20 protein-coding genes are annotated in these 21,308 nt (G+C 52.2%); 16 read left to right on the top strand and 4 right to left on the bottom strand.

All coding sequences use genetic code 11. The annotated features are described in order from the left end of the window. Positions 1-96 precede the first annotated feature (96 nt). Positions 97-2,580 (top strand): CHASE2 domain-containing protein, encoded by a 2,484-nt coding sequence (locus CUZ56_RS09790; protein ID WP_126980209.1) that lies wholly within the window; start codon positions 97-99, stop codon positions 2,578-2,580. A gap of 116 nt (positions 2,581-2,696) precedes the next feature. On the opposite strand, the gene CUZ56_RS09795 is transcribed toward CUZ56_RS09790, so the two are convergent. Further along, entirely contained in the window at positions 2,697-3,611 is a 915-nt protein-coding gene (locus CUZ56_RS09795; RefSeq protein WP_126980210.1) for a SapC family protein, read from the bottom strand. A 533-nt stretch (positions 3,612-4,144) separates the two neighbouring features. Between CUZ56_RS09795 and CUZ56_RS09800 the strand changes: the two genes are divergently transcribed. From CUZ56_RS09800 to CUZ56_RS09810, 3 genes are all read left to right on the top strand, one after another. Next, on the top strand, positions 4,145-4,447 hold the full coding sequence (locus CUZ56_RS09800) for a DUF883 family protein (protein ID WP_126980211.1): 303 nt from the start codon (positions 4,145-4,147) through the stop codon (positions 4,445-4,447). A gap of 87 nt (positions 4,448-4,534) precedes the next feature. After that, complete coding sequence (locus CUZ56_RS09805; RefSeq protein WP_126980212.1) at positions 4,535-4,942, top strand: phage holin family protein; 408 nt, start codon at positions 4,535-4,537, stop codon at positions 4,940-4,942. Positions 4,943-5,011: 69 nt separating this feature from the next. Then, entirely contained in the window at positions 5,012-5,401 is a 390-nt protein-coding gene (locus CUZ56_RS09810; RefSeq protein WP_126980213.1) for a hypothetical protein, read from the top strand. Between the two features lie 50 nt (positions 5,402-5,451). On the opposite strand, the gene moaC is transcribed toward CUZ56_RS09810, so the two are convergent. Beyond that, the gene (gene moaC / locus CUZ56_RS09815; RefSeq protein WP_126980214.1) at positions 5,452-5,982 is read right to left on the bottom strand and encodes a cyclic pyranopterin monophosphate synthase MoaC; all 531 of its coding nucleotides are present in this window, start codon (positions 5,980-5,982) and stop codon (positions 5,452-5,454) included. A 122-nt stretch (positions 5,983-6,104) separates the two neighbouring features. Between moaC and CUZ56_RS09820 the strand changes: the two genes are divergently transcribed. The 7 genes from CUZ56_RS09820 to CUZ56_RS09850 all read left to right on the top strand — a co-directional run bounded on the left by CUZ56_RS09820 (position 6,105) and on the right by CUZ56_RS09850 (position 12,409). Continuing rightward, the gene (locus CUZ56_RS09820; protein ID WP_126980215.1) at positions 6,105-7,646 is read left to right on the top strand and encodes a M48 family metalloprotease; all 1,542 of its coding nucleotides are present in this window, start codon (positions 6,105-6,107) and stop codon (positions 7,644-7,646) included. 391 nt (positions 7,647-8,037) lie between these two features. Next, positions 8,038-8,901, top strand: a complete 864-nt coding sequence (locus CUZ56_RS09825) for an ABC transporter ATP-binding protein (protein ID WP_126980216.1) — start codon at positions 8,038-8,040, stop codon at positions 8,899-8,901. After that, positions 8,898-9,704, top strand: coding sequence for a lipid asymmetry maintenance ABC transporter permease subunit MlaE (gene mlaE, locus CUZ56_RS09830; RefSeq protein WP_126980217.1), 807 nt, complete (start codon positions 8,898-8,900; stop codon positions 9,702-9,704). Before CUZ56_RS09825 ends, mlaE begins: the two co-directional genes overlap by 4 nt. Positions 9,705-9,732: 28 nt before the next feature. Continuing rightward, positions 9,733-10,638: an outer membrane lipid asymmetry maintenance protein MlaD gene (gene mlaD / locus CUZ56_RS15785; protein ID WP_162615318.1), complete on the top strand. Its 906-nt coding sequence runs from the start codon at positions 9,733-9,735 to the stop codon at positions 10,636-10,638. Positions 10,639-10,659: 21 nt separating this feature from the next. Then, positions 10,660-11,376, top strand: a complete 717-nt coding sequence (locus CUZ56_RS09840; protein ID WP_126980218.1) for an MlaA family lipoprotein — start codon at positions 10,660-10,662, stop codon at positions 11,374-11,376. A 57-nt stretch (positions 11,377-11,433) separates the two neighbouring features. Further along, a complete protein-coding gene (locus tag CUZ56_RS09845) occupies positions 11,434-12,069 on the top strand; it encodes an MlaC/ttg2D family ABC transporter substrate-binding protein (protein WP_126980219.1) in 636 nt (211 codons plus the stop codon). 40 nt (positions 12,070-12,109) lie between these two features. Then, complete coding sequence (locus tag CUZ56_RS09850; protein WP_126980220.1) at positions 12,110-12,409, top strand: STAS domain-containing protein; 300 nt, start codon at positions 12,110-12,112, stop codon at positions 12,407-12,409. A gap of 79 nt (positions 12,410-12,488) precedes the next feature. Here the strand turns inward: CUZ56_RS09850 and CUZ56_RS09855 are convergent, their stop codons facing one another. Both CUZ56_RS09855 and CUZ56_RS09860 read right to left on the bottom strand, forming a co-directional pair. Continuing rightward, positions 12,489-12,758: an HPr family phosphocarrier protein gene (locus CUZ56_RS09855; protein WP_126980221.1), complete on the bottom strand. Its 270-nt coding sequence runs from the start codon at positions 12,756-12,758 to the stop codon at positions 12,489-12,491. A 42-nt stretch (positions 12,759-12,800) separates the two neighbouring features. Next, complete coding sequence (locus tag CUZ56_RS09860) at positions 12,801-13,241, bottom strand: PTS sugar transporter subunit IIA (RefSeq protein ID WP_126980222.1); 441 nt, start codon at positions 13,239-13,241, stop codon at positions 12,801-12,803. A 115-nt stretch (positions 13,242-13,356) separates the two neighbouring features. On the opposite strand from CUZ56_RS09860, the gene CUZ56_RS09865 reads away from it, so the two are divergent. From CUZ56_RS09865 to CUZ56_RS09885, 5 genes are all read left to right on the top strand, one after another. Then, positions 13,357-13,863 carry a TlpA family protein disulfide reductase gene (locus CUZ56_RS09865; protein ID WP_126980223.1) on the top strand — a complete coding sequence of 169 codons (507 nt, stop codon included), beginning with the start codon at positions 13,357-13,359 and terminating at the stop codon, positions 13,861-13,863. Positions 13,864-13,997: 134 nt separating this feature from the next. After that, a complete protein-coding gene (locus CUZ56_RS09870) occupies positions 13,998-14,510 on the top strand; it encodes a GNAT family N-acetyltransferase (protein WP_126980224.1) in 513 nt (170 codons plus the stop codon). 256 nt (positions 14,511-14,766) lie between these two features. Continuing rightward, entirely contained in the window at positions 14,767-15,993 is a 1,227-nt protein-coding gene (locus CUZ56_RS09875; RefSeq protein ID WP_126980225.1) for an efflux RND transporter periplasmic adaptor subunit, read from the top strand. Between the two features lie 26 nt (positions 15,994-16,019). Continuing rightward, positions 16,020-19,070: an efflux RND transporter permease subunit gene (locus tag CUZ56_RS09880; RefSeq protein WP_275427138.1), complete on the top strand. Its 3,051-nt coding sequence runs from the start codon at positions 16,020-16,022 to the stop codon at positions 19,068-19,070. Positions 19,071-19,532: 462 nt separating this feature from the next. Continuing rightward, positions 19,533-21,143, top strand: coding sequence for an ABC transporter substrate-binding protein (locus CUZ56_RS09885; RefSeq protein ID WP_126980227.1), 1,611 nt, complete (start codon positions 19,533-19,535; stop codon positions 21,141-21,143). Positions 21,144-21,308 lie beyond the last annotated feature (165 nt).

Below are 21,308 nucleotides of genomic sequence, written 5' to 3' on the forward strand. Positions count from 1 at the left end.
AATCAGATCGGTACAGCGAAACCGGGTACTCTGCTCCTTTTTAAAGGAAAGTGTGTTTTGGCATACATCATGATGGCCTTAAAGGATTGATGCGGTATGTTGTGGCAGATGCAGCAGTACTGGCGCAGGCAGCGGGCTCGCCGTCATTGGATGATCTTTGTGGCTGGGCTGCTGGTGCTGACCATAGGTTTATCTTTGATGAACGGGCTGGGTCGGGTGGATCGCCTTTTAGCCGATCTGAGTGCGCGGCTGGATGGTCGCAGAGTGTCGTCCGATATTGTGATTGTTGCCATTGATGACGACAGCATTGCAGAATTTGCGAAATCTGCCGGATTGGGGTTTGGCCGCTGGCCGTGGCCAAGGCAAACACATGCGGTGTTGCTGAGCCGTTTGCATGAGGCTGGCGCCAAAGTTGTCGGGCTGGATATTTTTATGCCGGAAGAGGAGCGCATGGACCCTCTGGCAGATACCGTACTTGCGTCTTCCATCCGGCAAAATAATCCGGTTGTGCTGCCGATATCCACATACCAGCCTGCCGGAGGTGATGGCTGGATAGAGGTTTTGAAGCCTGCCGGAGAGTTGGCTGATAGTGCTGAGCAACTGGCGCATATTAACTTAATCCCGGACCCTGATGGCATTGCCCGCAGTATTAATCTGCGTGAAGGGCGGGATGGTGCTGCGGGTGGTATCTGGAACCATATGGCATTGGCGATGTGGGAACTGGGGCAGCAGAAAAAAGGTCAGCAATATCTGATTCCAGGTGTCAGGGCGTCGCGGAATGTTATTGATGCAATCAAAAAACTTGAAAGTGAAGGGCCTGACGGACATGTGATTGGCCGGGAGTGGCTGCAGGATTACCACATGCTGATTCCTTATGCAGGCCCTCCGGGCAGTTATCAGCGGTATTCGTATATTGATGTGTATGAGGGCAAAGTCGGGGCAGAACAGTTAAGTGGCAAATACGTTCTGGTGGGTGGAACGGCGCTGGGACTGGGGGATACATTTGCAACGCCCATGTCCAGCACCGATGCGCTGATGCCGGGGGTGGAGATCATTGCCAATGTGCTGGATGGTTTGTTGCAGAATGTGCACCGGTATCCGGCTCCGCTGTGGGGCAATATCATTTTTAATCTGATTCCTGTTTTGCTGGCAATCCCGTTGTTTTATCTGGGGCAGCCTCGCACGGTGCTGAGTGGTATCGTATTGCTGATGCTGCTGGACCTGATCTGCATGTGGTTGTTGCGGCGATTTGCTTCTGTTCAGGTGTTGCCCGCCGCCTCTCTGGTTTGTCTGATGTTGGCGTATCCGCTATGGAGCTGGCGCAGGCTGGAACTGGCGATGCAGCAGATCATGGCGGAATTTTCCCGTATGCGCAGGGAAAATGGATTTTTCCGCGATCCACAACATGTTTACGGAGACCGTCTGGAGAGGAATTTACAGGCTTTTGAAAGTGCGGCATGGCAACTGAGGGAGTTGCAGCAGATGGTTCGCCAAAGCCTGGATGAGCTGCCGTATGTCATGTTGGTTACCGATGCCAGCGGGCAGGTGATTTTGTCAAATACAGAAGCCCGCAGGCTGTTTCGAGTGAATCCGCCACTACCGACCATGGCGTTTGAGCCGGCATTGGGAGGAGAGGAGTTTTTTGGAGATACGGAGGTGCAGGCGCATCATTTATCGGCATTGTTGTCGTCTCATTTCCTCAGAAGCCTGTTGCAGCAGTATGAGCAAAGCGCATATGCAAAAGCGTTAATTGACTTTATGGCAGAGGATTCCTCTGTACTTCAGGCCGGATGGGTTGAGGTGAACGATGGCAAGACGGGAGCACCTTATCTGTTGAAAATAGTGCCCCGGGTGATGACCATTGAACGCTCGCAGGGATGGCTTGTGACGCTGGTGAACCTGTCTGGTGGACAGCGCTCTGAAATACAAAGGGATCAGGTGCTGCGCTACCTGCAGGAAAATGTGTGTGAGCAGTTAATTGGTTTAGAGAAAAATACGGAATCGCACCGTTGTGAAAAGTGGGTACGGCAGAGCCTTGCGGATTTGGTCATGCAGGTGCGGGGGTTTTTGGATTTTGAGTACGCCCAGACATCGATTTATATCAGCGAGAAACTGGATTTATCAGAGTTGCTGCTGCACGAGCTTGCCCGCGTTTGTGCGGAACAGGATCTGCCATGGGATCTGTCTCAAATACCGCTGACGGAAAGCCTGATGATGAAAGGGGACCCGCAGATTTTGAGCAAAGCGTTGCATACGGTTGTTTCATTGCTGGTTCGCATCAGCGGGGGCGGGAAAATGCCCGTGATCAAAGTCAAGCAGCGGCAGGATTTTGGGGCAGCGCAGAAAATGGTGCGGCATAAACAGGTCTATCTGATATTCCCAGTGACAGATATTTCCGCTTATGAGCAGAAAAAGCATATTTTTAAGCAGCCGGTACCACAAGAGACTTTACCTGCTGAAATTGAGCCCGAGACGCTGCAGTGGTGGGCGGTGAATGTGACCATGACGCGTCATGCCGGCACCGTCAGGGTGGAGCAAACGGAGCGCTCAATCGGGGTGATGATTGAGTTTATGGTCTGACCGTATTTGTGGTTCAGGGCCGATGACCGATGTAAACACCCAAGGCTGTGGCGGTGCTAGGCCCCATGTGCGCATGGGGTGAGAAACGGTACATGCATCACCACAGCAAAATGCGCTTAAATCTGCGTATCCGGTGATGTAAATGGCGGCATTGCGCCTCTTTTCTTGCGCAGTGCCCGCAGATCACGGGACATTCTTCTTTCATGCAATGCAATCAGCAGCCCCCATTTTTTCTGGGAGTTCCAGTGGTGTTCAATCAGGCTGAGGTAGCCCAGTTCTTTCCATCGCTCTATCACGGTAGGAGACAACTGGTTGAACTTGGTGCGACTGATGGTGCTGAATCCGCTCACGGTCAGCGTGGTGTTGTCATCAAAGTGGATTTTGATGGACTTTTCACTCAGCAGTTTATTGGCCCGCATGGCCGCTAAGAAGGAAGAGGTCGCCACCTGGTCGCGCTTCAGGGTAGACTGCAACGCGATAATTTGTGTGACAACCGGTGTTACCGAACCATCCTGCTCGAACAACGGGGTTGCATCCGGGTTGTTTTGCATCGGTACCAGCAAAGGTGTCGATGTGTCGATTGCCAACAGCGTTTTGTTATGAGACATAGAGTCCTGATCTTCCGGGATCGGGACGCTGTCAGAAAATACGCCTTCAGTCCGCTGTTCCTGTAACACGATCGAGCCAAACGGGTAAAGCCGGATGTAGTTGGGTTGATAAAGGCCGGTACGCCATACGTCTTTGTGGCTCAGCGCCAGATTGATGTGGGGCAGAAGGCCAAGCACAACATAAGGGTGCTGCTTGTCATCATCCATAAAAACAATCGGCAGATGAGCACTGATCTGGGCAAACTCTGATACGCCAATCGGAGCAGAATTCACATTGCGATAGAAGGCGTATTGTGTATCCGGTCGCAGCAGTCCATAACGCCAGTAACGGTCATAAGTTAAAGGCTCAAACTTCTGCAGCAGTCTGGTCGGGCCTAATCTGCTGGCGTTGCTCGCATCAGGTAAAGAGGACGTTGTGGCCATAATTTGCTGTCAGTAAATTATTGTAGTGATCGGTTCTATGGATAAAGTAAACTCATCCCTGAAATTTTTATTTAGACAACGTTACAGTGTAAATCAGAATCTCCGGGAAAATATATTCTGGACCCTTTATATATCCGCGAAAACAACATTTATCACAAAAACGTGAAAAAATTCCATTTTAAAATGGCTTAAAAACGGATATTTATAATGTATATCATAAATTGTATGTATAGGCAATAAAGGTGGAGTGCGGGACGTTTTATGTAAATAAACGCGGGCAATAGCCGATATTGGGCAGGATTGGGTAATTGACAGGCAGTCCCGGGAATATTGAAAGTGAAAATCAACGATTTTTAAATCCGTATCGTGAGCTGAATATTTCAGCATCCGATAAAACGTGTAGAAACTTTTGATACGCCCTGTTATCTAAAAAACTGCTAACGCGTTATGGGGTGTGTACATGGTCAATGCAAGTCCGGTACACTATGGTTGTTGACCGATGGGTCTATACAGAATTCAACAGGAGATAGGTAATGGGTACTGAAAATACGGCTAAAGTCGCTGAAGAGCTGCAGAACTTGGCGCAAGATTTAAAAGAAGTGCTGGAAGAAGAAGCACTGGCTGGCAATGCCAAAGTCAAGGTATTGCGTGCGCGTGTAGAAAACCAGTTGCATGATATTCGTGAATCTGCTGTTGATGCAGCCAGAGAAGCGGCATACCGTGCTAAACGTGCAGCACGTGCTGCCGATGAGTATGCACATGAAGAGCCCTGGCGCATTGTTGGTGCGGCTGTGGCTGTGGGGATGGCAATCGGATTTTTGCTCGGACGCCGTTAAAAACCTGAGCAGATGCATTGCAAAGGCAGTAGATGTGAATACTGACTTTGTGCTGCATCGCGGTTTGAGAAAGTAAAAGCACAAGCCATGAGTTTATTGTCTCTTTTGGGCGTTGACCGGTGGATCGATTCATGGTCTGAGCGTATGCGTGAGGCCATGGCGGAAGGCACCAGTGGGCTTGAGGCAAGGGCGTTGCTGGCCAAGCTGGAGTGGCAGGAGGAAAAGCGCCGGTTACAACAACTGACGATTTTGTTTTTGCTGTGTACCGGGCTGACTGTGGGTATATTAATGGGCATATCCATGGCCGTCATTGTGACCTTTTGGGATACGCCGTCCCGAGTGATGGTGGCCTGGGGGGTCGTGCTGTTTTGGATCGTTGTCTGGGTGGTTATGCTTGTTTTACTGCTGCAGGTCGCCCGAAAATCCCGTCAGGCATTCGAATTGACTCGAAAAGAGCTGTCGCAGGACTGGGAGGCATTGAAAGAGCGTCTTTGATAGGGCCAGAGGCGCTGCTTTCTGGTGCTGTACTGATCCGGTGAACGAGGCTTACGGCGAACTGAAATCATGGCAAAAAAGAAAGTAACTCAGCATCGAATGGTTCCTCCGGAATTTGTGCATGTGCCGCACGAAAAAACGGCGCTTGCCGCCCGGATTGCGGCCCAGCGTACGCGCCTGATGGCCAGTGCGCCACGGCAGCATGAAGATGCGGATACTTTGCCTGCACAGACATTGGCAGCGGAATCCCCCAATGTTTTTCCGCGAAGCAAAACCATGCGCGCCTTAATAAAGAATCCCTCTTTGGCTGCCTGTGCCGGGCTTGCCGTCTTGTTGTTGCCTTTGTTGTTACGCCGCGGCGGCTATAAGAGGGTATGGCGTTGGGCCGGTGTGATTTCTCCCCTGGTTTTAAACTGGCTGGAGAAAAAGCACCAGAAAAAACACCCTCCTGCACCGTAACGAATGATAAGTCCGTGGTTTGCGGTGCTGCCATAGCGCACTGTACGCGGCTATTTATTCGGTATTTCAGATGCAGGGGTCTGGTAGTGGCCGGACTTACCTCCCTTTTTTTCCAGTAAAGCCACATCGCACATGCTCATGGCGCGATCAATTGCTTTGCACATGTCGTAAATGGTCAGCAGCCCAACCTGTACGGCTGTGAGTGCTTCCATTTCAACACCGGTTTGCCCGATTGTTTCTGTGGTGGCGATGCAGCGCACTGCTGCATGCTGTGTACTGTTAAATTGGGCAAACGTTTCAAATTCAACCGTGACACGGGTCAGCGCAATGGGATGGCATAAAGGAATGAGGTCTGCTGTTTTTTTGGCTCCCATGATGGCGGCAATGCGCGCAATACCCAGAACATCTCCTTTACGCGCCTGGCCACTGAGAATGGTATCCAGCGTAGCCGGTTGCATCAGGATGTAGCCATGTGCCGTGGCGCTGCGGTGCGTGGGTTGTTTGGCACCCACGTCAACCATATGGGCCTGGCCCTGATGATCAAAATGGGTCAGTTGTTTTGGGGTATTGGAATGTGTCATAAGCCATATCGAAAAATGGAATTTCGGGTACGATAGAGACTCTAACGTATTTTCATTGTGCTTGAGCAACCAGGTTTTTGGGTTGTGCCAGTGCTTATTTTAATTGCATCATAGGTTTGTCTATGCGTTTTGCTGTATGGTTGACCGCGTTGTCATTTGCCTTCAGTGCTGTGAGTTATGCGCAGGTCCCTGATTTGGTTCCTGTCCCGATGAGCGGCTCAGGAGGTATGTTGCCTTCTTTAGGGGGGGCTGATACTGGGCTGAGTTGGGTGGAGGAGCGCCAAATCGGCGATGAGATTGCTTACCAGATTCAGCAAGACCCTGTATATGAACGCGACCCCTTGCTGCATGAATATGTCAATGATATCTGGCAGAGGCTGCTCAATGCATCGCTGCGCGATGGAGAGTTGAGTAAAGACCTGCATCAGCGTATGGCATGGAAGATGTTTCTGATACGGGACCCCACAGTCAATGCCTTTGCGTTGCCTGGAGCTTATATTGGCGTCAATCTTGGCTTGGTCTCCATTGTCAATACGCGCGATGAACTGGCTTCTGTGCTGGCGCACGAATCGGTGCATATTTTTCAGCGGCATATTGCGCGGCTGTATGCAGAAAGTAAAAACTTCTCTTTGATTTCCATTGCGTCATTGATCATTGGGGCTGCTGCCGCCAGTGCCAACCCTTCTGTGGGCAGTGCCATTCTGATGGGAGGGCAGGCCGCTGCAATACAGGGGCAGATCAACTTTACGCGCACAATGGAATATGAGGCTGACCGTATCGGGTATAAGGTTCTGGTGGATGCGGGCTTTCGTCCCCAGGGGATGGCAGAAATGTTTCAAAAACTGGCCGACGCAGCGCGGTACAGTGACACCACAAGCTATCCCTATCTGCGCACACACCCGTTAACCAACGAACGTATTGCCGAAGCGCAGGTACGTGCAGGTATTGACCTGCATACCGCTTCCAGGCCGATGGATTACCAGCAGGCGCTGATGGGCGCACGGGCCAAAGTATTGGCGCGCAGCCAGCCCGATGCGTTGCGCCAACTGTTGCAAACGGGTATGGGCGCGCCTATTGCCGGGCGTGAAGCGGATTCACGCGCCGGGGATTTATATGCAGGTGCACTTGCGGCTGTCAAGTTACGGCAGTTTGAGCAGGCAAACCAGTTGCAGCAGCAATTGGTGGACCAGGTTCAGGGGCAACCCGTGGCGGAACGGATTGCCCAGTTGCTGGGGGCGGAAATTGCATTGGCTGAAAATAATCCTGCGCAGGCCTTGCAATGGCTGGGAGACGAACCCACCACGGTTGCCGTGCTGGCGCGGCCGGAGCGGTTGCTGCGGGCACAAACAGCGCTGGCATCAGGGCAGCCGGTACAGGCCATTGACTCATTGCAGCCCTGGGTATTTAAGCAGACAGATGATGATGTGGCCTGGACGCTGTTGTCTACCGCATACAGCATGAACCGTCAGCCGACGTTGGCGTTGCGGGCTGAGGGCGAGTCGCGCATGGTGGTGGGTGATTTTGGCGGTGCCATAGACCGTTTTAAAGTCGCATTAAGCCAGGGGCGGCAGAACAATGCCACGATTTATGATCTGGAGTTGATTCAGGCCAGGTTAAGAGCGGCGGAACAGGCCCAGAAAGATCGTATGGAGCAGATGAGGTAATTCGCCGCATAGCCCGGTGGCGAGATTATTCTGCTGTTTGCGGATAATGCCTGCTCAGCGCCGGTCAATGGGCTGGGAATAGAAAAGGCTTTTTAAGCTGTAAACAGGCTGTTCCTGCTTTATGCTCATGGTTATTGATTTGCCGCCCTCTATAATTCCTGTGGAAATTCCGGTTTGACCAATGTATTGACAACGATCTGTGTGTAAACCAGGTCAGATGCAGTGTTATTCGTTGCGACTCAATGGGTATCTGCCATATGGGAAAACAAGGAATTCGGAATTTGTAGGATAATCGTCATTTACATACAGTCTTGTAGGTTTATCGAAAGACTGTCAGGAGAAGTGTTCTCTTTCAAAGCGTACAGATCATAAAGGTATTCAGTAATTTAAGATGACTCCACCAGGTGCACAGGAAATTTTTCGTCAGGAAAAAAACCAGCAAACAGAAAGTCCGGCCTTATTGGCGGAGTTTCGTGATGTTTGTTTTGGTTATGGTGGACAGCATCGGGTGCTTGATCACCTCAATTTTAAAATTCCCAAAGGCAAGGTCACGGCGCTGATGGGGGTTTCGGGCGGTGGCAAAACCACCGTACTGCGTTTGCTGACAGGCCAGTACCGCGCCAGCAGTGGCGAGGTGTTGTTTGACGGACAAAATGTCAGCGCGCTGAATATGGATGGTTTGTATGCCATCCGGCGCCGCATGGGCATGTTGTTCCAGTTCGGCGCCTTGTTCAGCGATCTGGATGTATTCGAGAATGTGGCGTTTCCGCTGCGCAAGCACACCAACCTGACCGAGCCGATGATCCGTGATCTGGTCCTGATGAAGCTCGATGCAGTAGGGCTGCGAGGTGCGCGTGATCTGATGACCAATGAAATCTCTGGCGGTATGGCCCGGCGTGTGGCATTGGCCAGAGCGATTGCGCTGGACCCGGACCTGGTGATGTATGATGAGCCGTTTGCCGGGCTGGACCCTATTTCGCTGGGTGTTTCTGCACGGCTGATCCGGGATTTGAACCGCGTGCTGGGGGTGACTAGCCTGGTGGTTTCGCATGATTTGGCGGAGACTTTTGACATTGCTGATCACGTTATCTTTTTGGCCAATGGCATTGCGATTGCCGAGGGCAGTCCACAGGAGCTCCGGGCGTCACAGGATCCAATGGTGAAACAATTTGTCAATGCTGAGGCTGACGGGCCGGTGCACTTTCATTATCCTGCCATGGATGCGGCGCAGGATTATTTGCAGGAGGCCGAATGAGCGATAAAAAGAACGCATCGCCGTGGCTGAGTCCCGGTGAACTGGGATACCGCGTGCGCCAGCTACTGGATGTATTCGGCACTTCCACCCGGCTTTTACTGCGTTTGCTGGTGCTGTTGGGGAGCATGTTCTCCCAGTTTCGTGCATTGGTGAAACAGTTGTTTATTTTGGGAAACCGGTCGCTGTCGATCATTGTGCTGTGCGGTCTGTTCGTCGGGTTTGTGCTGGCACTGCAGATGTATAACATCCTGCAGCAGTTTGGTGCAGCAGATGTAGTGGGCATGATCACAGGGTTCGCGTTGCTCAGGGAGCTAGGGCCTGCGCTGACCGCAATTCTGTTTGCCGGGCGTGCCGGAACTTCATTGACGGCGGAAATCGGATTGATGAAGTCAAATGATGAGTTAACAGCCATGGAAATGATGGCGGTCGATCCGGTGCGGGATGTGCTGGCGCCGCGTTTTTGGGCCGGGGTGATTGCTGTGCCTTTGCTGTCGGCGATTTTTATTGCCATCGGGATCATTGGTGCTTACCTGGTGTGTGTGCCGATGATCGGCCTGGATGGCGGCTCATTCTGGTCGCTGATGCAAAACAGCATTGATATTTTTCACGATATTGGTAATGGATTGTTGAAAAGTCTGATTTTTGGCGTGGCGGTCACCTTCATTGCATTGTGGCAGGGGTTTAACTGCCAGCCAACGCCTGAAGGCGTATCACGTGCAACAACCCGAACGGTTGTGGTCGCGTCATTTACAACACTGGCTTTGGATGTGGTGCTGACCATATTCATGTTCATGGCCTCGTAATAGAAAGTGGATCTCAGGATAAACAATTATGCAACGTTCAAAATACGACATCTGGGTAGGTCTGTTTGTCATGCTGGGCATTTTGTCCATCGTGTTTTTGGCGCTGAAGGTTGGCAATCTGGTCAATTTTTCGTTTGATAAAACGTACGCAGTCAACGCCCAGTTTTCCAATATTGGTGGTGTTAAATCAGGCTCTCCCGTTAAAAGTGCAGGGGTGGTTGTGGGCCGTGTCCGCAGTGTTGTTTATGACAATGAGATCGACCAGGCAGTTGCCAATATAGAGTTACAGTCCCGTTATGAATTTCCTGTTGACAGCACGTTGAGGATTCTGACCTCAGGGTTGCTCGGCGAAGAGTACATCAGCATTGTTCCCGGTATTGAAGAAACGACGCTTGAACATGCGACACAGCAGGCACAAAGCACTCAGGGCGGCGCGCCGCTGCTTGTGACGCGGACCCAGGCTTCTGTTTCATTGGGCGAGATGGTTTCGCAGATCATTCCGGGTGCGGATGGTAGCCAGCCGCTGACAGGTAAAATCTATACGATCAATGCGCGGTTTACGGATATTGGTTCGCTGAAGGCAGGAGCAACGGTCAAGAGCTCCGGGGTGATTGTCGGACACGTCCGCTCTATCCGCTTTGATGACCACATGTTCCAGGCGGTAGCCACATTGGATTTGCAGTCGCAGTATGCATTTCCAAGTGACAGCTCATTAAAAATCATGTCTTCCGGGCTGATTGGCAGCCAGTATGTAGCGGTTTCTCCAGGGATCGAGGATGAAACGCTTGAAGAGGCTACTGCTAAAGCGCAGGCACAGAACAATGGGCAGCCATTGATGGTGACGCAGACGCAGTCCGCCATTGTGCTGGAAGACCTGATTGGGCAGTTCCTTTACAATACAGCGGCAGACAAAGGTACTGCCAGCGCTGACTGATCCTTATAAAACGGTGATGGGATGAAAAAACAAATTGTCGTCTTAACGACTGTAGCTTTGAGTTTTTGGGCTGCCGGGTGTGCCAGCAGCGATCCGAAAGATCCGCTGGAGCCATGGAACCGGGCGGTCTATTCGTTTAATGACGGTGTGGACCAGGCTATTTTAAAACCGGTGGCAACCGGGTATAAGGCGGTCACGCCGGAATTTGCACGCCAGCATGTCAGTAATTTTTTCAATAACGCCTCAGATGCCTGGGGTACTCTGAATGCGGCCTTGCAGCTTAAGCCGGAAAAATTTCTGACCGGTGTGTTCCGTCTGGGGGTTAATACCATTTTTGGTTTTGGCGGCCTGGTTGATGTTGCAACAGGCATGGGGCTGGACAGTCCGCAGGAGGATTTCGGGCAGACCCTGGGGTACTGGGGGGTTGGTCCTGGCCCTTACATTGTGTGGCCGATTCTGGGTTCATCCAATGTGCGAGATTCCGTCGGGATGGTTGCGGACTGGTATGGCTCTCCCATCACCTATATTCAGGACGATGGAACACGCTATGGCGTGACGGCACTGCATGGCATTAACCTGCGCGCGGAGCTGATTGGTGCCGATGATGTGCTGGAAGGGGCCGCGCTGGATAAGTATCTGTTTGTCCGTGATGGTTACATGCAGCGGCGGCAAAACCTGATTTATGATGGTAATCCGCCCATGGATCTGGACTTTGATATTGATGATGACGATTTATAAATGTGTGTTGTGAAAACAATGGACACTTTTAACGGGATATTTATAAGGAATTTGCATATGAAATGGTTGAAATCCCTACTTGTTGCAACAGGGCTGATTTTCGCAGGCATGACAGTCGCTTTGGCACAGGGTGCAAATGCGGCTGAAGCACCCAATGTGCTGATTGAGCGTGTTTCCAACGAAGTGCTGGATCTGTTGAAAAAAGATCAGGCGCTGCGCTCTGGCAATATTGAGCGTGTTATGGAAGTGGTGGATGAAAAAGTCATGCCCCATGTGAATTTTGCGCGCATGACGGCGTTGGCCGTTGGGCCCGCATGGCGCGAAGCCACACCAGAGCAACGCCAGCAATTACAGGATGAGTTTGAGTTGCTGTTGGTACGGACTTATTCCGGGGCGTTGGATCAGGTCAGCCAGAACCAGTCAATTGCCATGCGGCCATACCGGGCTGCGGCCACGGATACCGACGTTACGGTCAATACCGAAGTTCGCGGGCAGGGTAACCCGGTGGAGTTGTCATACCGGATGCGGCTGGAGAATGACCAGTGGAAGGTGTACAACGTGAATGTGGCCGGTGTATGGATGGTGGAGAGCTACCGCAGCCAGTTCCAGCCCCAGCTCAGCTCTGGCGGTATTGATGGCCTGATCAAAGTGCTGCAAGAGCGCAATCGGCAAAATGCCGGTGGTGGCAAATAACAACGTATATCAACGTATATATATGGCAACATCGGGTTCAATGTCTGCACTGAAACTGCCGGAACGCATGGTGTTTGAGAATGCGGTGGAATGCAGCGCGTTGCTCAAAAAGGCAATCGCCGAGGTCTGTCAGGCGAATCGTGCCACGGGTAATACGGTGGCTGTGATTGATGCCAGCGCCGTGGGGTCTTTTGATTCTTCTGCGCTGGCAGTGCTGTTGCAGTGCCGGCGTGATGCCGATGCGTTAAAGTGCACCATTGCCATTCAAAACATGCCCTCTCAACTGAGGGAGCTCACCCACCTGTATGGTGTGGCTGAGCTTCTGCCGGATGCCGCCTGATCATTGGTTTCTCTGAATAAATAACAGGAATACACAGGGCTGAAAGACAGATGCCAGCGTGCCAATGGCATGCCAGGCTTTATTCGCCCTCACCGAACTTGTCATTGATCAGGTCGACAAGCGCCTGCATGGCCTGTGCCTCGTCCGGCCCGTCCGTTTCGAGCAGAACTTCGCTGCCAATACCCGCAGCCAGCATCATGACGCCCATGATGCTTTTGCCGTTGACACGGCGGCTGTTGCGCGTCAACCAGACATCACTTTGAAACTGCCCGGCAGCTTTTGTCAATTTGGCTGATGCACGCGCATGTAGCCCCAGTTTATTGGAAATGGTAATGGTTTGTTCGAGCATGTAGGGGCAGGGAATCGTTATTGTTTAATTAGTTTGAAGAGATCATGGTAACTGGGGCGACACATGAATGATACCGCGCGCGCCTCCTGTGACGACCAGATCGGTCAGTTTTTCCAGTTGTTCATGGCGATAAGTCAGTGCGCGCATCAGCATGGGGACATTGGTACCGCAAACCAGTCTGATGGCTTTGGAAAAACCTTGCGTATGTGCCAGCGTGTCCATCAGCCTTTTCCCGATATTAAAAGGGGTTGCGCCAACAATATCGGTCAGAACCAGGATCTGGTTGGTATGCAGGCGGCGTGCCAGTTTGAGGCCATGTGTGAGGCCGCTTTCCAGAGATGTTTCAGGCGTAACATCGTAAGCCTGGATCAATGGCTCGCATTCGGGAAAGACATGCAGGGCACAGGTTTTCAGTGCGGAGGCCAAGGGCGCATGCGCAATCAGCAAAATACCCGTATGAAAAGGACTCGTTTCTGGCGCCATAGGTCAAGGAGTATGCGAGCAAAAATAAAAATTGATTTGTTATTATAAATTGGATTACATGAAAAATTTGGTGATAATAATGTCAATGCTTGGCAAATGATTGAAAAATAAAGATATGGCTGCTCAACGTACAACCCTTGGCTTTACCCGCATTTTGCTGGTGGTTGCGGCGTTATTCATTGCTTTCTGGGCTTACCGGATGCTTACTGACAAGCCTGCATCTCAGACAACGTTTCGCCTGGTGGATGGCAGTTCGGTCAATCTGAACCATTTTTCGGGGCAGGTGGTGGTGCTTAATTTCTGGGCGACCAGTTGTGGCCCCTGTTTGCGGGAAATGCCGCATCTGGCCAGAACCTATGAGCGATACAGCCCGCGCGGGCTGGAGATGATTGCGGTTGCCGTATATGGGGACTCGCCTCAGAAAGTGGTGAACTATGCTCGTTCCCAGGCATTGCCGTTCAAGGTGGCCTACGACTCTACCGGCAGTGTTGCCAAGGACTGGGGCGGTATCCGGTATACGCCCACCACAATTGTGATTGACCGGCAGGGCCGTGTGGTTGAGCGCTTTACCAGTACGGTGGACATGGCTCAATTTAACCGCCTGATTGAAGGGCTGCTATAAAGCAGAAAACAAGATGGGCTGAAAAGCCCCGTTTTGCACAAAAATACCTTGAAATTCCCTTCTTTTGAGATTTGACGGTACGCTGTTAAACTGTACATTCTTCAATATATTGTCTGGATAGTCACAAAACGGATATGGATTCAGAGTCGTTACCTGCGTCATTACCTGATATTGTTCTTCGTCCCTTGTCTACGGAGCGGGATATCAGTTTAGCGCGGGAAATTTTCCAAGAGTACGCACTGTCGCTTGGGTTTGACCTCAGCTTTCAGGATTTTGAAAACGAACTTGCCACATTGCCGGGAGATTATGCCGAGCCTGATGGTCTGGTTTTACTGGCCTTTGTGGATGAGCATCTGGCCGGGTGTGGTGCCTTTCGCCCGCAGAGGGATTGCGATTATGCCAATGCCTGTGAAATGAAGCGGCTGTATGTCCGCCCGTCTTTTCGTGGTTTTGGCGTTGGACGCCAGTTAACGGAAGCCTTGCTGGAGTGCGCGAAAAACACCGGTTATACGACGATGTTGCTTGATACCATGGACCAGATGGATCTGGCACGTGAACTGTACAGGTCTTTGGGATTCGAGGAAATCCCCCCTTATTACTTTAACCCCATGCCCGGGACTCACTATCTGAAAGCCGAGCTGGTTTAGTTTTTTCTCGGCAGAATTAAACAGATTTATCTGATGCCTGTCATAAAGGGTTTGTGCATGGGAAGCTTTTTTGGTTGATAATCATGCCAAGAAGCCATAGGCGTTATATTCAGGGCATTATCCTTTTGCCCGGGGCTTAACAGGCATATGGCAAATGAGAATCATGTGCCTGATGATGTATCAAAAATGGAGTATGCTGTTTTCAGTATCTTTTCGGGCGCTGTGGCCTGATAGGACTTGATCAGCCGGAAAAGCTATGGCTACCTCCAAACTGTTTATCCCTGCTTTCATCGCATTGGCAGCAGTCGCTGCCGGTGCCTATTTCGGGTTCAAATCGTCCTCTTCTTCAGATTCGACGCCTCCCGCTCCCACCGTTCCGGTGACAACGGCATACGCCAGGCAGGATAATATGCCGGTGCGGGTGCGCTCCATCGGTTCGGTCGTATCCCTGCACAGTGTGGAAGTGCGCACGCAGGTGGACGGAATTTTGATTGCGCAGGACGTGAAGGAGGGGCAGACGGTTAAGCAGGGCGATCTGGTTGCCCGCATTGATGACCGCAGCATCCGGGCGGTACTGGTGCAGCAGCGTGCAGAGCTGGCCAACCGGCAGGCGCAACTGGATGTGGCGCTGCTGGATTTGAAGCGCTATGAAGAACTGCAGGCACAAAAAGCCATTTCAGGCCAGATACTGGATCAGCAGAAGGCGCTGGTGCAGCAGTTGCGTCAGGCCTTGCAAACACAAAAAGCCGTTATTGACGAACAGGAGGTCATGCTCTCCTACACGCGAATTCAATCGCCAATTACCGGCATGGTGGGTATCTTAAATACCCATCAGGGGAATTATGTGCGCGCAGGCGATACGCAGAGCCTGTTTTCCATTGTGCAGATTGATCCGATAGGCGTCGAAATTGCCTTACCGCAAAATCTGCTTTCGCAGCTTCTGCCTTTGACCCGAACCAATTCACTCACCAGCATTCCGGTTACAGCGTATGACAGTACGGGGCAGCAGTTACTGGCCCAGGGGCATTTGTCTTTGATTGATAACCGTGTTGCTACTGCAACCGGGACGATTAGGGTCAGGGCAGAGTTTGAAAACGGTAACCGTGCGTTATGGCCTGGCCAGACGGTGCTGACCTCTATCCAGCTCAGACAGATTGAAAATGCCATTGTGATTCCCCAAACGGCGATTCGGCAGGGCAACCGGTATACCTATGTCTGGCAGATTCGCGATGATCATGCTGCGCCGGTAACGGTTGAAGTTGTACATACAGATGAAAACCTGGTTGCAGTGACCGGGCTGGAAGTGGGGGCTGAAGTGGTGACCGACGGCGCGTCAAGGTTGCAAGAGGGGGCGCTGGTCCGGCGCACCAATGCAGAAGAGCCGGCGGTGGTTCCTGACAATGAGCCACCCCCGGTATCTGCTGACCCCGATCCTGTTGCTGAATCTTTACCTCCTGTGCAGGCCGAACCTGACCGCCTATGAAACAGCGTAGCGTTTACCTCTGGTGCATGACTCATCCCATTGGCACCGTGCTGCTGACGGCTGCGCTGGTGTTGCTGGGGGTGCTGGGGTATTTGCAACTGCCTGTGGCGTCCTTGCCGGAAACGGATTTCCCTACCATTCGCATCAGCGCCAGCCTGCCCGGTGCATCGCCTGAAACCATGGCCTCTTCGGTTGCCACGCCGCTGGAGGTTCAGCTCAGCAATGTGCCGGGCGTCACGGAAATGATTTCTACCAGCTCAACAGGCTCGGTCTCGCTGACGCTGCAGTTCACGCTTGATAAAGACATTAACGTTGCTGTGCAGGAAGTGCAGGCGGCCATCAATACCGCCTCGCGCCGGCTTCCGGATGATATGCCCAGCGCGCCGACATGGCGCAAAATCAACCCGGCCGATGCGCCGGTACTGATGTTGAGCGTGACATCGGACAGCATGTCCATCACGGAACTGAGCGATCTGACAGAGACGATTTTGTCGCGGCAGTTAACCCAGATTGATGGTGTGGGAGAGGTGGCCATATGGGGCCTGCGGCGCCCGGCGATACGCATTCAGGCGCGCCCTGAGGTATTGGCTGCCGCAGGGGTGACTTTGGCTGATATCCGCGCTGTGGTGCAACAGGCCAGCGTGAATCAACCAAAGGGTACCATCTACGGGAGCACGCAGTCCTCTTTGCTGGAAATCAATGACCAGTTGTTAAAGCCGCAGGATTACGAAAATCTGATCATCACGTGGAAGAACAATGCGCCGATTTATCTGAAAGATCTGGCGACGGTCAGCATCGGGCCGGAAAATGAATTCACCGCTTCGTGGCCGGACGGGGTGCCGGGTGTTGGGGTGGTGATCCGCCGGCAACCGGGGGCCAATATCATTGATACGGTGAACCGCATTCAGGAGGCGCTGCCGCAGTTGCAGGCCATGCTGCCTTCGTCAATGAAAGTGAGCGTGCTCAATGACCGCACCCGCACCATCCGTGCTTCATTGCACGAGGTACAACTGACGCTTGCGGTGACCATTGCCCTGGTGATTGGCGTGATGGCGCTGTTTTTGCGGCAGATGGCTGCAACAGTGATTGTTACCATTGTGCTGTGCGTCACACTGATTGCCACGTGTGCTGTGATGTATATCTGTGGCTTTACTTTGAACAACCTGACGCTGGTGGCGATTGTGATTTCTGTCGGGTTTATTGTGGACGATGCCATTATTGTCATTGAAAATATCCACCGCTATCTTGAAGCCGGCAACAGCAAATTTGATGCGGCACTGAAAGGCATCAAAGAAATCGGATTCACCGTGTTTTCCATCAGCATTTCGCTGGCGGCCGCATTTATTCCGCTGCTGTTTATGGGCGGAATCGTCGGTAAACTGTTCCGCGAGTTTGCCGTGACGGCAACGGCGGCTATTCTGATCTCTGTTCTGGTCTGCCTGACGCTGGCACCGACGCTGGGCAGCCTGTTCATGAAAAAGCTGGATGAGCAACATCACAAGCAACAGGAGCGCGGATTTTTCAGCCGGCTGATTGGCGTTTACGACCACGGCTTGAATTGGGTGCTGGAGCATCAGCGCACAACACTGGTTGTTTTCTTTCTGACTTTATTCATCAGTGTGCTGGGGTTTGTTTTCATTCCCAAGGGGTTTTTTCCTCTGCAGGATACCGGGTTCATGTTCGGCTCGACCCGGGCCGCTTCCGATATTTCGTATGAAGACATGGTGGCTAAGCACCGGCAGATAGAAAACATCTTAAAAGCCGACCCGGATATTGCCGGCTTTAATAACACGGTGGGCAGTAACTCTTCCGTGGGCAGCGGAAGTTTGATGATTGTGCTGAAGGACCAGGACGAGCGCAAAGCCTCCATCCACGAGGTGATTGACCGTCTGCGAAGTGAGTTTGTAAAGATACCGGGAATTGAGGTGTTCTTGCGCGCATCGCAGGATATCAATGTGGGTGCAGGAACAAGGCGGGCACAGTACCTGTATACCATCCGTACGCAAAACAGCGCCGATCTGGCCTATTGGGCGCAGGCGCTGACCGACCGCTTGAAGCAGGACCCCATGTTTTTGGATATCTCCAATGACCTGGAGTGGGATGCACACGTGATCAACATGACCATTGACCGCGAAATGGCTGCGCAGTATGGCTTTTCTGCGCAGGATATTGATAATGCGTTATACGATGCATTCGGACAGCGCCAGATCAATGAAATTCAGACCCAGACCAATCAATATCAGGTGGTGCTGGAGCTGGATGCCGAGCGGCGTGGCAGTGCTGAAAGTCTGGCTTATTTTTATCTGCGCTCGCCCTTGACGGGTGAGATGGTGCCGCTGCGTACATTTGTGAACATGGGGCAGCCTTCTTTGGGGCCGGTGTCCATCAGCCATTTAAGCATGCAGCCCGCAGCCAATATCTCATTCAATCTGCCGCAGGGAACGCCGCTGGGCGTAGCGGTTACCCGCCTGCAAGGCATTGCAAACGAATTGAATATGCCTGCCAATGTGCTGGGGTCGTTCCAGGGTACTGCGCAGGTGTTTCAGGATTCGCTGGCCTCACAACCGCTGCTGATCCTGGCGGCCATTCTGGCGGTGTATATTATTCTGGGGGTGCTGTATGAAAGCTTTGTTCACCCGCTGACGATTCTTTCTACCCTGCCGTCGGCCGGGATTGGTGCGGTGCTGTTCTTGTGGTTATGGAAGCTGGACTTTTCCATCATGGCGCTGATCGGTGTGATTCTGCTGATCGGTATTGTCAAAAAGAACGGGATTTTGCTGATTGACTTTGCTTTGCATGCCATGCGGGAGCAGGGGCTTTCTGCAAAGGATGCGATTCATAAAGCGTGTCTGATTCGCTTCCGGCCGATCATGATGACAACCATTGCTGCGATGCTGGGTGCAATACCTTTGATCTTGGCTTTTGGCGCAGGTTCAGAACTGCGTCAGCCATTGGGGATTGCGATTGCAGGCGGGTTGCTGATCAGCCAGATGCTGACGCTGTTTACAACGCCTATCGTTTTCCTGGCTCTGGACCGCCTGTTCAACCACCATCACAAACCGCAGGCAACACATTGATCCGTATATTTTTTGGGGTCATCGGGCGGTAGAAAACACTTCGCCTGCGCTGTGTTCTGTAGCGGCATTTCCCCAAATAAATGCATTTACCAGAACTGTTCTGGTGCATGAATTGTCCATAATGGCCTGCTGGATTTGTCAATGCACCAAATTTGCGTGTGATAACATGACCGTTCCAGTACGCATTGGATGCATGTACTTGCTTAAGTATGTTGCTGCAAAACAATTCCAACTTGCATGATGCGACTGGCCGCTGTTGTAAGAATTTCATGCCGTTGTGTGATGGTTCGGGGGTATCACCCGGCCTTACCGGTTTTGTGTATTGGGCCGGTACAGTTTCACGCTGAGGGACAAAGAGCAGAAAAATCAGTTTGTCTGCTTTGAAGGTATTTGTCTGGGCGCAAAAATTGCATACACACGAATTATCTTCATTCAAACGAACGCACGATGAGGAGTTTATTCATGAATTTCAGTTTGACAACAGACAGGCAGGGCCTGCAAAGGCTGCTGTGTGCCGGTGTTTTTTCTTTGCTGCTGCTGGCCGGCAGCATGGCGGCGTCAGCGCGGGATCTGGTGATTGCGATACGCTCTGAGCCGACCTCCATGGACCCGCAGTACCATGCACTGACATCCAATATCCAGTTTTCTCAGACCCTGTTTGAGCCGCTGATTTGCAATGACAATGACCTGCAGTTGAAACCCTGCCTGGCCGAGTCCTGGACATCGGATGGCAATGTCTGGACCATCAAGCTGCGCCCGGATGTCAAATTCTCTGATGGCTCTCCATTAACGGCAGACGATGTGGTGTTTACATTCAAGCGTGTGCCCTTGGTGCCTAACAGCCCATCATCTTATGTGATTTATACGCAGCAGATCACCAGTGTTGAAGCCGTTGATCCGCTGACGGTGCGCATTACAACAGAAAAGCCGTATCCGCTGCTGCCCAACAATCTGGCGAGCCTGCAGATCATGTCGGCCAAGGCTGCATCAGGAGCCGCACCTGAAGGTAAAACGACAACACAGTTAAATGCAGGTGAAGGGTTGGTGGGTACAGGGCCGTATCGCTTTGTATCCTGGCGTCGCGGCTCTGAAATTGTGTTTGAGCGCAATCCACATTATTGGGGCACACCACCGGCATGGGACAAGGTGACATACCGGTTCATTACCAATCCGGCATCGCGTATTGCGGCTTTGCTGTCAGGGGATGTGGATTTGATTGAAGATCCGCCCACAGAAGACTTGCCCCGCCTGAGAAACAATGCGGGTATCCGGGTGGTGACCAAGGCATCAAACCGGGTGATTTATGCGGCGCTGGATCAGCATGGCGAGCAAACGCCGGGTATTTCGGGCACTGGCAACAAGAATCCGCTGCTGGATCACCGTGTGCGTGAAGCCATGTCATTGGCGCTGGATCGCAAAGCCATTGTGGAGCGTGTGATGGGCGGCATTGCAACGCCTGCCGCACAACTGCTGCCTTACCCGATGTTTGGCACCAGCCAGAAACTGACGCAGATTCCCGCTGCCGATCTGGAGCGTGCCAAGGAACTGCTGGCACAGGCCGGTTATGCACAGGGGTTTACGCTGATTCTGGGGACGCCGAACGGGCGCTATATCAACGACAGCAAAGTAGCGCAGACACTGGCGGCCATGTGGAGCCGGATCGGTATCAAAACCACTGTGGATGCTGTTGCACCGCCGGTATTTTTTAAAAAACGTGATGGTCACGAGTACAGTGCTTATTTAGCCGGGTGGTCGACCACAACCGGCGAAATGTCCAATACGCTCAATGCGCTGCTGGTTACGCCCAACATTGAAAAAGGTGTGGGGACAACCAATCGCAGCCGTTACTCTAATCCGGAAATGGACAAACTGGTTGAATCCGCAGCGACCGAAATGGATGACGCCCGGCGTGCTGATCTGCTCAGGCAGGCCAATGAAATGGCGATGGCCGATTTTGCGATGTTGCCGCTTCATTTTGAACAGTCGGTGTGGGCGATGAAAAATGATATCGATTACCCCGGACGTGTTGACCAGATGACGCTGGCGCAGGAGGTTGTTCCTGTCGGCAAATGATCTGATAGGTGTCAGAAGGAGGCTGCTTGCAGCCTCCTCTGGCTTTGCTGCATTTCCTGCAGCAAAGCGGTTAATGGGATAGTGAATGGGACATCAGCGTATTTTAATTGCCGTGCGCGGGTGGTGATTTGTCAAAACCTGTGCATAATGGGGCAGGACATCGTG

This window comes from Saezia sanguinis (assembly GCF_003991585.1).
In the GTDB taxonomy this organism is placed as follows: Bacteria; Pseudomonadota; Gammaproteobacteria; order Burkholderiales; family Burkholderiaceae_C; genus Saezia; species Saezia sanguinis.

Excerpts from the sequence above, each read along its gene's own strand:
- CUZ56_RS09885 (WP_126980227.1), top strand. The coding sequence starts at position 19,533 with ATGAATTTCAGTTTGACAACAGACAGGCAGGGCCTGCAAAGGCTGCTG.
- CUZ56_RS09850 (WP_126980220.1), top strand. The coding sequence starts at position 12,110 with ATGTCTGCACTGAAACTGCCGGAACGCATGGTGTTTGAGAATGCGGTG.
- moaC (WP_126980214.1), bottom strand. The coding sequence starts at position 5,982 with ATGACACATTCCAATACCCCAAAACAACTGACCCATTTTGATCATCAG.
- CUZ56_RS09875 (WP_126980225.1), top strand. The coding sequence starts at position 14,767 with ATGGCTACCTCCAAACTGTTTATCCCTGCTTTCATCGCATTGGCAGCA.
- CUZ56_RS09805 (WP_126980212.1), top strand. The coding sequence starts at position 4,535 with ATGAGTTTATTGTCTCTTTTGGGCGTTGACCGGTGGATCGATTCATGG.
- CUZ56_RS09825 (WP_126980216.1), top strand. The coding sequence starts at position 8,038 with ATGACTCCACCAGGTGCACAGGAAATTTTTCGTCAGGAAAAAAACCAG.
- CUZ56_RS09795 (WP_126980210.1), bottom strand. The coding sequence starts at position 3,611 with ATGGCCACAACGTCCTCTTTACCTGATGCGAGCAACGCCAGCAGATTA.
- CUZ56_RS09840 (WP_126980218.1), top strand. The coding sequence starts at position 10,660 with ATGAAAAAACAAATTGTCGTCTTAACGACTGTAGCTTTGAGTTTTTGG.
- CUZ56_RS09810 (WP_126980213.1), top strand. The coding sequence starts at position 5,012 with ATGGCAAAAAAGAAAGTAACTCAGCATCGAATGGTTCCTCCGGAATTT.
- mlaE (WP_126980217.1), top strand. The coding sequence starts at position 8,898 with ATGAGCGATAAAAAGAACGCATCGCCGTGGCTGAGTCCCGGTGAACTG.
- CUZ56_RS09800 (WP_126980211.1), top strand. The coding sequence starts at position 4,145 with ATGGGTACTGAAAATACGGCTAAAGTCGCTGAAGAGCTGCAGAACTTG.
- CUZ56_RS09820 (WP_126980215.1), top strand. The coding sequence starts at position 6,105 with ATGCGTTTTGCTGTATGGTTGACCGCGTTGTCATTTGCCTTCAGTGCT.
- CUZ56_RS09845 (WP_126980219.1), top strand. The coding sequence starts at position 11,434 with ATGAAATGGTTGAAATCCCTACTTGTTGCAACAGGGCTGATTTTCGCA.
- CUZ56_RS09880 (WP_275427138.1), top strand. The coding sequence starts at position 16,020 with ATGACTCATCCCATTGGCACCGTGCTGCTGACGGCTGCGCTGGTGTTG.
- CUZ56_RS09860 (WP_126980222.1), bottom strand. The coding sequence starts at position 13,241 with ATGGCGCCAGAAACGAGTCCTTTTCATACGGGTATTTTGCTGATTGCG.
- CUZ56_RS09870 (WP_126980224.1), top strand. The coding sequence starts at position 13,998 with ATGGATTCAGAGTCGTTACCTGCGTCATTACCTGATATTGTTCTTCGT.
- CUZ56_RS09865 (WP_126980223.1), top strand. The coding sequence starts at position 13,357 with ATGGCTGCTCAACGTACAACCCTTGGCTTTACCCGCATTTTGCTGGTG.
- mlaD (WP_162615318.1), top strand. The coding sequence starts at position 9,733 with ATGCAACGTTCAAAATACGACATCTGGGTAGGTCTGTTTGTCATGCTG.
- CUZ56_RS09855 (WP_126980221.1), bottom strand. The coding sequence starts at position 12,758 with ATGCTCGAACAAACCATTACCATTTCCAATAAACTGGGGCTACATGCG.
- CUZ56_RS09790 (WP_126980209.1), top strand. The coding sequence starts at position 97 with ATGTTGTGGCAGATGCAGCAGTACTGGCGCAGGCAGCGGGCTCGCCGT.